Annotated in this window: 10 protein-coding genes; 3 read left to right on the top strand and 7 right to left on the bottom strand. The window is 45.3% G+C overall.

The features are described 5' to 3' along the window. Nucleotides 1–6: 6 nt before the first annotated feature. Nucleotides 7–1,767: a sensor histidine kinase gene (locus ACK8P5_RS02550; protein WP_422659442.1), complete on the bottom strand. Its 1,761-nt coding sequence runs from the start codon at nt 1,765–1,767 to the stop codon at nt 7–9. Between the two features lie 341 nt (nt 1,768–2,108). Here ACK8P5_RS02550 and ACK8P5_RS02545 point away from each other — a divergent pair, with 341 nt between their 5' ends. After that, on the top strand, nt 2,109–3,065 hold the full coding sequence (locus ACK8P5_RS02545; RefSeq protein WP_422659441.1) for a phosphotransferase enzyme family protein: 957 nt from the start codon (nt 2,109–2,111) through the stop codon (nt 3,063–3,065). 143 nt (nt 3,066–3,208) lie between these two features. Here ACK8P5_RS02545 and ACK8P5_RS02540 read toward each other — a convergent pair whose 3' ends face one another. Both ACK8P5_RS02540 and ACK8P5_RS02535 read right to left on the bottom strand, forming a co-directional pair. Further along, a complete protein-coding gene (locus ACK8P5_RS02540) occupies nt 3,209–4,228 on the bottom strand; it encodes a Gfo/Idh/MocA family protein (RefSeq protein ID WP_422659440.1) in 1,020 nt (339 codons plus the stop codon). 27 nt (nt 4,229–4,255) lie between these two features. Then, entirely contained in the window at nt 4,256–5,029 is a 774-nt protein-coding gene (locus tag ACK8P5_RS02535) for a sugar phosphate isomerase/epimerase family protein (RefSeq protein WP_422659439.1), read from the bottom strand. Nucleotides 5,030–5,166: 137 nt separating this feature from the next. Here ACK8P5_RS02535 and ACK8P5_RS02530 point away from each other — a divergent pair, with 137 nt between their 5' ends. Further along, nucleotides 5,167–5,997: an AraC family transcriptional regulator gene (locus ACK8P5_RS02530; RefSeq protein WP_422659438.1), complete on the top strand. Its 831-nt coding sequence runs from the start codon at nt 5,167–5,169 to the stop codon at nt 5,995–5,997. Nucleotides 5,998–6,121: 124 nt separating this feature from the next. Then, complete coding sequence (locus tag ACK8P5_RS02525) at nt 6,122–6,292, top strand: hypothetical protein (RefSeq protein ID WP_422661584.1); 171 nt, start codon at nt 6,122–6,124, stop codon at nt 6,290–6,292. A gap of 77 nt (nt 6,293–6,369) precedes the next feature. Here the strand turns inward: ACK8P5_RS02525 and ACK8P5_RS02520 are convergent, their stop codons facing one another. The 4 genes from ACK8P5_RS02520 to ACK8P5_RS02505 all read right to left on the bottom strand — a co-directional run bounded on the left by ACK8P5_RS02520 (nt 6,370) and on the right by ACK8P5_RS02505 (nt 11,580). Then, nucleotides 6,370–8,721 carry an FtsX-like permease family protein gene (locus tag ACK8P5_RS02520; RefSeq protein WP_422659437.1) on the bottom strand — a complete coding sequence of 784 codons (2,352 nt, stop codon included), beginning with the start codon at nt 8,719–8,721 and terminating at the stop codon, nt 6,370–6,372. A gap of 2 nt (nt 8,722–8,723) precedes the next feature. After that, on the bottom strand, nt 8,724–9,485 hold the full coding sequence (locus ACK8P5_RS02515) for an ABC transporter ATP-binding protein (RefSeq protein WP_422659436.1): 762 nt from the start codon (nt 9,483–9,485) through the stop codon (nt 8,724–8,726). 113 nt (nt 9,486–9,598) lie between these two features. Next, on the bottom strand, nt 9,599–10,861 hold the full coding sequence (locus tag ACK8P5_RS02510) for a HAMP domain-containing sensor histidine kinase (RefSeq protein ID WP_422659435.1): 1,263 nt from the start codon (nt 10,859–10,861) through the stop codon (nt 9,599–9,601). Nucleotides 10,862–10,863: 2 nt separating this feature from the next. Beyond that, nucleotides 10,864–11,580 carry a response regulator transcription factor gene (locus ACK8P5_RS02505; protein ID WP_422659434.1) on the bottom strand — a complete coding sequence of 239 codons (717 nt, stop codon included), beginning with the start codon at nt 11,578–11,580 and terminating at the stop codon, nt 10,864–10,866. Nucleotides 11,581–11,726: the final 146 nt, after the last annotated feature.

Genomic DNA, 11,726 nt, shown 5'->3' with positions numbered 1-11,726 from the left:
CCACTTTTACAGGACTGGCAGCGTAAACATCACCCGTGTCCCCTGCCCTTCCGTGCTTTCAATTCGCAGTACAGAATCCTTGCCATAATGAAGATATAGCCGGTTGTTTACATTACGAAGACCGTAGCTTCCTTGGGGAGGTCGTTCTTGCTCATGGGCGGGATGTAGCTCCAATTGAGCACGCAGCCAAGACAGACGTTCATCATTCATGCCAACACCATCGTCCTCTACCGTAAAATGAATGCCGTCTTCATCACAGCTTACATGAATCGTAATGGTTCCTACTCCATCCCTCTTTAGAATCCCATGCAGCATCGCGTTCTCGACCAGCGGTTGAAGCAACAGTTTGAGCATCTTCTGCTCAGCTATTGAATCATCCATATGCACAAGAAAGATTAACTTATCAGGATATCGGATCGATTGAATGTTTACGTAATTCCGGACATGCTCCATCTCTTGATGAACAGAGCAGTATTCTTGTCCATTATTCAGACTAAATCTTAGAAAATCACTAAGTGAGCCGACCATCTCGGCAATTTTGCTGTCTTTATTCATCAAGGCAAGCCATTGAATAGAAGACAGTGTATTGTACAAAAAGTGCGGATTAATCTGTACCTGAAGCGCCTGCATATCCGCCTCTTTTTTAAGAGACTCACTGAGCTTCACTTCCTCCGTCAGCTTCACAATCCGCGAACTTAGACGGTTATAACTGATAACCAGCTGTCCCACCTCATCAATCGTCGTAACAGGAATTGCCGGCAGCGGCTCCTCAGGACTTGAGTTTTTGAGAAACTTGGTCAAAGTGGATAACGGTTTTGTAATTTTTTGAATCAAAAAAACAACGAGAATGACAACAAGTAGCATTGCAACTGTGACGGCAACAGCGGTTAGCGTCAGAACATATTGGTTCTGGGAACGATATTCTGCTGCCGGAATAATACCAACAAGCTTCCAGTTCACACCGGATACGGATTTATAGAGCACCGTCTTCATACCAGATCCTTCACCATAGTTCAGCGTTCCGCTTAACCCCTCCATCTTCTCCATCCCCGGATAGAAGGTGGATAGCGATATATTCGTCTCCATATCGGGCGGGCCAGCAATAATCCGGTCATGCTCGTCCAGCAATAGGACAAAACCACTCTTCTCCAGTGCCGCTTGTCTAACTTGATACGCAATCACGGCCTGGTCCACATTGATCTGAACATTTCCAATCAGCTTATACTTATCCGTACTACGTATCGGCCTTGCTAGGGTAATGACCTGACGCATTCCATCCGATGTCCACTGTCGGTGGACGTTAGACCACCATTTGGGATGTTCCTTGTAGTACCCTGGCGTTTCCTCTGTAATGTCAATAAATTCGGAACGAAGCAGGGACTTATGAGATATCGGCTGTTTCGCTCCAAGGGGCTCGATAATAATGTTGGCGATGTAGCCTTTCGAGAAGGCAAGATTCGTTAAAAAACTAATAATGGATGTCTGCTGTGTATAATTACTCTCCCTCTCTCTTGACTTTAAATAGCTCTGAACCTCGCTATGCCCGATTAGAAACAGCGACATATTCTCGACATCCTTCGCCATGGTAACTAAGTAGGCATCGAGCTGGCGCAGCGTGTTCATCCCTGATATTTTCGCCTTTTCCTCAGTAATACCGCCCGCCATATTGTAAGAGAACAGCCCGAGGAAGAGCAGCGGAACCATCGTTGCAATAATAATAAGCAGTGACAGCTTATGTTTGAGCGATTTACCGAGCCATCTTTTCACACAACTTCACCCCAATTTCTAAGTACCTGCATTCCTATACATGTCGTCTTATTCGCTCTTTTCTTCTGGCAAACGCTTACAGTCTTTCGGTTTTTAAAATCTATCTTAGAGTACAGTGGTTATCCGAGTAAATGATTAGTTGATGAATCATTAGGGATAAAATCGTCCAGTCGATGCGTAATTCTCCTGAAAGCGATGGTAATGTTCGCATAAATAAGCTTTCATTTTTGCAACCTGTCCCCATCTTCGTTAGACTTGTGAATAACAGATACGAGTTGCCATCCGAGTAGGATGAGTATAGAAGCGACCCTATCGAGATCAGCGTAAAGGAGGGCTTTCAAATGGAACAGGCTATTTTGGATCAAGGGGCTCAAAAATTCGGCAGAGGCTCTTATTCCCTGCAAAGTCTCGGAGGATTTAGCGAGAATGTATACGAATATATCGGTGAGGATGATCACCGATTCATTATGAAATTTCTAGATGCATCCAAATACAATAAAGCTTCCGTCATCAGAGAACTGACATGGATGGCCTACTTAGCAGAGAACGGGTTACACATTGCAGGATCTATAAAATCCAGGGATGGTCTTCTCATTGAGGAAGTATCTCATGGGACGAAGCACTATTATGTCATCGCTTTGGCCAAGGCTCCAGGTAAACCAATGACAGATCTGGAGTCAGATTTCGATGTGATCGAGCAATGGGGACGTGGTATGGGCAAGATGCATGCGCTTGGTAAGAGCAATCCTAATTCGCTCGTTCATCGCATGTCCTTCCCGCAGTGGAATGAAGGGTTAATCTTCACAGGTTCATTCCCTGATGCCGCTGGAGAAAAGGTGCATGTAAGGTGGAATGAATATATGAGTATTCTAGAAACGTTCCCGAAGGACCGGGACAGCTACGGGATTATTCATAATGACCTGCATCATAATAATTTCCATGTGGAAGACGGCGAGATCATCTTCTTCGACTTCGGCGATGCCGGATATCATTGGTTCGCTTACGATATCGCTATTGCCATCTATCATGCTGTACAGACCGTTCCTAAGGAACGTAAAGCCGAGTTTTCCGTCCGCTTCATCGACTCCTTCATGAATGGCTATCTTAAGGAGAATACGCTAAGTGAAGACTGGATCAAACGGATTCCTTTCTTCATGGATTACCGTAACACGTATTCCTTCATCTACTTCTCGAAGTTCGTGAACGAAAGTGAAATGGATGAGCGTACGAAGAATTATCTACTGAAGATGAAAGCCGATATTGAGGAAGGCACGCCGGTTGCTAAGCTATTTATATAAATATGATGATCTAGTCAAAATAAATCGCACAACAAAACTCAAACAGCCGCTCAAGGATAACCCTTGAGCGGCCTGCTTTTTCTGCCTTTTCCGAGTGAAGATGTGTCTCCTGAAAGAGAGTCTCCTCAGCTTAATGAACTCACTTACAGCTTTACAATTTTTCCTGTATCCTGTGATTCGAATGCGCCCAAGATCACGTTCAGTGAGCGCAGTCCTTCCTCACCGGAAATGGATGGAGGCGTGTTCGTCAGAATTGAATCCACGAATGCATCAATAACACCACTTGGAACTTGCTTCTCATTCGTTGCCATCGCACCGACTTTGTAAGTCTCCACTGTACCATTCGTCAGTTCAACGATAACCTCGTCCCCATGGACTGCGCCAATCTTCATTACCCCGTTCTCACACCACAGCACTGTACTGTTATCGCCGGAACGGTAGTGTGTCCAGCTTGCCATGATCGTTCCAATTGCGCCACTTTCCATACGGACAATACAAGTTGCGTTGTCATCTACATCGGTTCCTTCTTTATGAATGGTACCGATGAAACCAGCCACTTCAGCGATTTCGTCATTCAGTAAATAACGGATAAAGTCGGATTTATGCACACCAAGGTCACCCATCGCACCCATAAGCGCTTCATCTTTACGGAAGAACCAGCTATCACGTCCATCAAGGCTCCAGCCCTCAGGTCCACCATGACCGAATGAAGTACGGAATGTAAGTACTCTTCCAAGCTTACCCGAATCAAGAATTTCCTTCGCTTTAACATGTGGAGGCATTAGACGCTGGTTGTGTCCCACCATTAAGAACACGCCATTCCTGCGAGCAGCTTCAATCATTTGTTGTCCTTCTTCTGCTGTCGTAGCCATCGGCTTCTCAACCAATACATGCAATCCAGCGTTCGCTGCCGCAATACTCATGGATGCGTGCAAATAGTTAGGTGTACATACACTAACCGCATCTAGCTTCTCATTCTTTAGCAGTTCCTCATAACTTGTGTAAGCTGTTCCACCATATTGCTCTGCAACTGCTTCTACGCGTTCCTTGTTCGGATCAGCAAATGCAACCAGCTCTACGTTAGAATTCGCGGCATACTCAGGAATATGTCTACGCTGTGCGATAGCACCGCAGCCGAATACAGCAACTTTAATTTTGTTCATAATGAATGGTCTCCTTTAGGGGTTCGATTAAAATTGATTCAGATAGTTATTCTTCAACCAGTTAAGGCTATTTGATACACTCTCAAGTGGAGGATTCTGACATACATCTTGCTCCACGATTAACCACTGCGTTCCTGCATCCGAAGCAGCTTGAATTACGGCTGGCAGATCTACGGATCCTTGGCTCAGCTCCAGCGTCTTCATCTCGCCTTGATCGTCCTTACTGAAGTCTTTCAAATGAAGAAGCGGCAGACGACCTGCATATTTCGGGATGTAAACAAGCGGGTCCTGACCTGCGAATTGTACCCAGCACACATCCATCTCAACTTGAACGGCTTCCGGAGAAGTAGCTTCATACATCGCATCGAACACGAAGGAGTCGCCTACTTTATCTTCAAATTCAAAGGCATGATTATGGTAACCAAACACCAGACCTTGTTTCCGTGCTTCCGTTCCAACGTCCTCTAGAAATGCAAACAGACTCTTCCAATCTTCTGCATTCGAACGATCCTCAGGTGAAACATAAGGACACATCATATATTTGGCACCGATGGTTTTTAGATAATCTATTTCCTTCTGAAGGTCCTCACGAAGCAGATGCAATCCAACGTGACTTCCGATAGCTTGAAGTCCTAGCTCTTGAAGAAGCGTTTTCATTTCTTCTGCTGGAATATCTCCATAACCTGCAAATTCAACGCCTTCGTAGCCTAATTCTGCTACCTTGCGCAGCGTACCTCGGAAATCCTGCGCAGTCTCATCACGCAGTGTATACAATTGCAATCCGATCCCCATTTTTCTCATAGAAGGACACCTCTATTCAAAGTTTAATTTCATTGCTCTATTTGATACCATCATACATGGGACTAAGCTACAATGAACATAAACTATATTGTCAAAACATGAACTATCTGCTTGTTATTTAGGTTGGAGGTAATATGATGACCGAAGCTAGATTACTAATATGCGATTACTCATATCACAGCGAACCTTACTGCAACAGCCATAAGAGTGGCTTGACCACCTACTTGTTTCGCCTGCAAACGGAGGGTTCTTGTGTTGCAAGCTGTAACGGCAAGGATTATCGTCTTCAAGCTGGAGATTTACTATTACTTAAACCTGGAGATGAGTATGAGCTTCGAGTAACGGAAGAACAGAGTGACGGACGTATATCCAGTGGGGATTATTATATTTTTTGCGATGGGGATTGGATTGATTCTTGGTGGAAACGTGTGAAACGTCATAAGGTCAATCACATTAGTATTGACGATCACCTGCTAGGCCTATGGAGACAACTGCTCCTTGAGAAAAGACGTGGGCCTGAAGAGGATTTAGAGTTAATCGGGTATTTGCTTCGGGGACTATGTGTTTGTCTGGATCGTGCGATTACGGAAACAAAACCCGCGGACCGTTCTGCATTCACGGCGCTACGCTTAAAGAGATTTATTGAAGAACACGCTACCGTCACGTTCAAACTCGAAGAGGCGGCTGCTCATGTCGGACTCAGTCTATCCCGTGCAGTTCAATTGTTCAAAGCATGCTACGGCAAAACGATGATCCAGTATGCACTGGAAATCCGGCTAAACGCTGCGGTCGAGCGTATCAAGTACAGCTCGATGACACTAGAAGAAATTGCTGAAACCTGCGGCTTCGCAAGCTATTCTTATTTCCACCGGGTGTTCCGTGCGAAGTATGGTATGGCCCCCGTAAAGTTTAGAGAAGCCGAAACGGCAGTGACAGGATCGATAGCAGGTTCGAGCGAACTTAAATGATAACCTTACACTTTTTCCCTCCTCACCCTTCAAGAATTATGTTAAAGTTAGATTTAAATTTCTAAATTGTGGAATAAGTCAGATTTCTACTATAAGCAAGATTCCAGAAGGAGGTGGGATGAAAGTGGATATGGGATTTTCCATGTTTGGTTTGTGGCCGGCTCTGATGTTCATTGGAAATGGACTGTTCATGCTGCTCGGCTTATATGCACTGTATCTTCTCATTAAATTTTTAATCCGGGCTACCACAGCGGTAGAGCTCTATATTGATGAAAAGAGAAATCGGCGTTATTGATTCTAGCCTATTCAAATTTTTATACGTGAGGAAAAGTAAAAAGCCCCGGGGTTCCGGGGCTTTCTACTGTAATCTTTCTATTCCACAATCAGACTGTACGCTGAGATTTTCTTGATTCGCCGCGCCGCCCACATCGAGATGATATAGGCATAAAGAGTGACTGCCACACACAGAAGAATAATTGTAGGCAGATGAACATCAAGCTTAGCATTAGATACCCCTACACTATACAGAAGCATGGACAACATCGGGTTCGTACCCAATCCACCAAGAACACCACCCAGCACTGCACCACTGGCTACAACAGGGACGAAGCTCAGGGCAATTTGTGTCTTCAGCTGAAAAGCTGTATAGCCTAACGCCTTGTAGATACCAAGATCCTTTTTCCTTTTCAGAATCATCGCATGTATAACAAGGTATAGAATAAGACTGACGACAATCATCGTTACGATTAGCACAACCATCATAAGTGATGTAATGGCGCCCGTATAGGTTTCCATCTGTGCATCCCCGAGTTCACGGTAATTTTGAACCTGGGCAATCCTTCCGTCATAGTCTTGTTTCAGCTTCCCAATAAAAGGCTCGACATTCTCATACCCGTCCTTCAAATATAAATTCAGACTCTGAATTTCATAATCAGGATCAAGTTGATGCATCCCTGACAGCATCATAAATGCAATCCGTCCGCCGTTGCTCATCGTCTGTGCGAGGCCTGTTACCAGGTATTTTCCGACGACACCATCCTGACCAATCTCAAGCGTATCGCCTATCCCTTTGTCCAGCATGTCAGATAACACACCTGTTATTACAACCTCGTTATCATACCGTGGCATTCGCCCTTTATATGCAGACAAGTTCTCCATCTGACCGAAGTCATCCGATATTTGGACAACGGCATCTTCCCCTTCTAAGCTTAAAATCACCATATCCAATTGTGTTGTTTTGGCAACCTCCACCTCATTCTTCAGATCCGAGAATAATTGGGATGCGTCTGATTTCGGATGTGCGTTCACCACAACATCGGATAACTCTGTCCCCGTCATATTGTAAAGTGCGCTCTTATCCACCGCCATGTTGTAATACGTAATAACCGAGAATACCGATGCAAATGTGACTCCTGCCACAATAATCGCTACAATTCCGTTCTGCCTCATATTTGTAGCAATGGTTTTAAGGGCGAGTACGAACTGGAGTCCTCCCCGTGAACTGCCCAGTGGAAAATGGTTCTTGCGGAAGCTGTGCGTATTCACCCCGCCGCGGAGCGCGATGACAGGAGGCAGCTTTTTAATACGCCGACTAGCAAGCAAAGTCACTAGCAGTACCAGAAATAATACGGTCAGTATACTGATCATATCGACACCAAAATGTAACCCGCTATCCCAATGGAGTCCCGCCAAGCTGGACATTAATCCATCCACCCAAGGTGAAACGGCGTAAGATAACCCGATTCCCAGCACAGCCCCAGTAACGCCGAGCAGCATAAACAGAAGCGCCATGGACGCAGTAATTTGTCTGCTCGTATACCCCAGCGCTCCCAATGCACCGATGTTAATCATCTGATCCTCTATGCTATTGACGACCCGGAAACGAATGACAATTAGCGCAACAATCACGATAATCCAAGCAAAAGCGGCAAGTAGCATCGCAAATATGCTTATCATCATCGTACTGGACATTGACATGCCTATAAAATCAATTACATTCGTCTTAAAAAAAGAGTTAGCACCAGAAAGCTGCACATCAGTCTGCGATTTAAAATCACTTAGCAGTCCGGTTGACTGCTCCGGATCCTTCATCCTAATCGATAACATGCTGCTGCCCGCAAGCTCTCCAATGGCTTCTTCAAGCTTCTTATAGCCTGCATCCGTCAGAAAAAACTTCAGCGCTCCCGCATTAACCATACCGAACGAAGTGGATTCATAATAACCAGCCACAGTGTATCGATATTCTTGATTTAAATACGTGACAGTAAGTGTATCTCCTAACTCATAGCCCCCGCTCTTTAAGGGTAGTGGTACGTATATTGCCTGTTCCGAGGGTACTTCGATCTGCTCAATCGGCTCAAATGGAGCAATCTGACGTGGATTATCCCTGTTTAAAAAAGCGGTCGCCAGCCCCAGCTCACTTGTACCAATCTGGATACTCGCCTGCCCCATATACACCATGCTCTCTGTTTCCACCTCTGTAACCTGGGGTTGATCCTTCAAAAACTCATTATATTCTGGTTTATAAAGATCATTATGGAGGATTACAATGGCGTGCGGGCCTTTCGTCTCTTCAACTTTATCAAGGAAAAATGGTCCTACCTTCACAAAAATACCAAGTCCTACATTAAGCAGCATGGCTGCGATTAGAATTAGCACTACAAGCGACACGGCTGAACCTTTGCTTCTTCGGAGGTTGGCGGTAGTCAGATTCAGAATTCTCATGATCACCACCCCATCTCGTCAAGAAACGCTGTCAGCTTATCATGTCTTTCCGTTTCACTTCCTGTGCCAAACGACGAAATTCTCAGCTCACCACATACAACGCCATCCCGTAAATACAGGATGCGGTTTCCGCGCAGGGCGGTCTTGATATCATGGGTCACCATTACAATACTCTGTGCTCCATTGTTCACTTCAGTCATAATATCCAGCACACTGCTGCTCGAAGCGGAGTTTAAAGCTCCTGTCGGTTCGTCCGCGAACACAATAGCTGGTTCATTGATCAATGCCCGTACGATACCCGCCCTCTGTGCTTCCCCTCCGGAAAGCTGAGACGGAAACTTTGCGAGGTCCCCTTCATTCAGACCAACCCGAGCGAGCAGCTCCTTGGCCCTCTTAACGATGGCCTTCTTGTTCCGGCTCAGCAGCAATCCGCTTGCCAGCACATTATCCAGCACGCTCATGTTATCTAGCAGATAAATATGCTGAAACACAAACCCACAGTGATCCCGCCGGAAGACTGCCAGTTGATCGTTACTGAGTTTGGCAATGTTACGACCATTAAAGTGAATGTCTCCGAGTGTTGGCTTATCCATGCCAGAGAGAGCATACAATAGTGTCGATTTACCTGAACCGGAGCTTCCCATAATGACGGTGAAATCTCCCTCCATAATTTGAAGATCCACGTTTTTCAGCACATGCTGCTGGTGGCCACCCCGTGAAAATGTTTTGCACAGCTTTTGCGTTGATATCATAACCTTCGACATACACTAACCACTCCTATATATGAAAATAAGACTGTACCTTCCATGACAGCCTTATCATACAAAAACAGTTCTTAATGGAGCTTTGTCTAATCCTTAACCGTTTCTTAATTCTTTTAGGCGAGCCGGATTTTAAGCTTAACGGTAAAACCGTCTGCCCGATTGTGACATGAGATATCGCCTTGCATCCGCTCCATTAAGTACTTGGAAATATAGAGTCCGAGCCCAGATCCCCCAAGTCCCTCCGCATTACTCCCCCTCTGGAACTTATTAAACAGAAGCGGTAACTCATCTGCGGGTACTCCTTGTCCGAAATCCATAATGCTCATCTCCAGATAATCCTCATCCTCGGTTAGCTGAAATTCAAGATGAAGTGCAGTGTCTGCATACTTGTAGGCATTACTAATGACATTATCGAACACCTGTTGTAGACGTCTCACATCGGTGAGAAGCATGACGTCCGGAATGACGCCGCAGTTGATCTTATCATAGTGATTTACATTCTGGATCATATCAGTCAGCACCGTGCTGTATTCCTCAATAACCGTAACTTTCAACTCCTCGAGCTCCTCCAGTGTCGCATGGAACATATCGGTTACGAGCAGATCAATCTGTCCGGCCTTGCTATGTATCATTCGAAGCTGCTTCTGCTGCTTTTCGTCCTCTGTTAGCACCAGCATCAGCTCACTTACAGCTTTAATAGAAGACAGCGGTGTCTTGATATCATGGCTAAGACTCGCTACCAACTCCTTCTTGCTCCGGTTCGCCTCGTACTCGCTCTGTCGTGCTGCTGCCAGCTCCACACGCATGATGTCGAAGCTTTCACTAAACGCGCCAAACCAGTTATTTTTAGTCATTTCAAGCGGTGTGTCCAGTTGTCCTCTGGCGACTTGGTGTGCAAAATGCTGCAGTTTCCGGAATGGACGCATAACCGTCCGGTTCACGTATACAAGGTAAAAAACGCATAGAAGTCCAATCATTGTATAGATGAAGAAGGCCACTGTAAAAATCCGTCTGCCCGCTTCCTCGGCTGCACGGCTACCGTCATTCGGTATAATTAACTTTCCGACAATCGTGCGCCCTTGCTTAATATCAGCAACGGTATCCCGGTTACGAATCGCATCGTTTAACGTGGAGGCTATAGCTTCCGATGTGCTGAACAATACCTGCTCGTCTAGGCTTAACACGGCAAATTCTAACTTCAAATCGCTAAAGTCTGCCTGATTCAAATGTCCCCACCAAGCCTCGACCTCTTTAACAATTTCGTTAACAGCAATAATGTCCACTCCGGCATCCCATTCGCTTTCCTCCACCACCTGCCAGGATATAAGAATACCCACGGAAAGTATGATAAGCATGATGGCGATGATTCGCTTCATTCTCATTCATTATGCTCCTCAAATACATATCCCGTTCCCCATACGGTTTTGATATATTCCGGATCGTTCGGATTCTTCTCAATCTTCTCTCGCAAATGGCGGATGTGCACATTTAAAGTACCATCCCCCGTGATGACGTCTCCCCATACATTTCGGAATAGCTCGTCCTTCGTCACCACCCGATTCTTATGCTCAAGCAGATACGCAAGCAGCTTAAATTCCAGTGGCTTTAACCGGATCTCTTCGCCATGCACCCAAATACGGAATAAGTCGGCATCCATAACGACAGCTTCTGTCGAAGTGGACTTGGGCAGACTAACCGTGCTGGCCTGATATCTTTTCAGAACGGCTTTGATTTTGGCCAAAAGCACACTTAATGTATAGGGCTTCCGAATATAATCGTCACCACCAATATTCAGAGCGATAAGAATGTCGTCATCACTTGAACGGGCGCTAATAAAGAGGATCGGGACCTCTGTGGTTTGTCGCAGCTGTTTACATAGATCGAATCCGGAGTCCTTGCCCAGATTAATATCCAGCAGAATTAAAGAGGATTCATGCTCCTTCCAAAAATCCATACACGCTGTAGCGTCCGTCACGAAGGCCGATTTCACATCAAACATATTCAAATATTCGCACGTCGTTTCCGCGAGAACAGTCTCATCATCTACAATCAAACAATCATATTTCATGAACAGAATACTCCGTTTCTTATCCAATTAATCCATGACCCTATCTCTGGATATGATCAATTCCCATTTTATTCATCATACAATATATTCCGCTCTAGTCATGCCTTTCTCTACCAACTTATTTATTCGGTGGTCTGGATATGGTAGATTAGAGTCCGTAAAACTATTCGCTT

Source organism: Paenibacillus sp. EC2-1, assembly GCF_049311625.1.
In the GTDB taxonomy this organism is placed as follows: Bacteria; Bacillota; Bacilli; order Paenibacillales; family Paenibacillaceae; genus Paenibacillus_AQ.
The sequence above is the reverse complement of the archived record's forward strand: the minus strand, read 5'-3'. Positions and strand labels throughout refer to the sequence as shown.

Coding starts and splice junctions, on each gene's coding strand:
- ACK8P5_RS02545 (WP_422659441.1), top strand. CDS start 2,109: ATGGAACAGGCTATTTTGGATCAAGGGGCTCAAAAATTCGGCAGAGGC.
- ACK8P5_RS02540 (WP_422659440.1), bottom strand. CDS start 4,228: ATGAACAAAATTAAAGTTGCTGTATTCGGCTGCGGTGCTATCGCACAG.
- ACK8P5_RS02535 (WP_422659439.1), bottom strand. CDS start 5,029: ATGAGAAAAATGGGGATCGGATTGCAATTGTATACACTGCGTGATGAG.
- ACK8P5_RS02530 (WP_422659438.1), top strand. CDS start 5,167: ATGACCGAAGCTAGATTACTAATATGCGATTACTCATATCACAGCGAA.
- ACK8P5_RS02520 (WP_422659437.1), bottom strand. CDS start 8,721: ATGAGAATTCTGAATCTGACTACCGCCAACCTCCGAAGAAGCAAAGGT.
- ACK8P5_RS02515 (WP_422659436.1), bottom strand. CDS start 9,485: ATGTCGAAGGTTATGATATCAACGCAAAAGCTGTGCAAAACATTTTCA.
- ACK8P5_RS02510 (WP_422659435.1), bottom strand. CDS start 10,861: ATGAAGCGAATCATCGCCATCATGCTTATCATACTTTCCGTGGGTATT.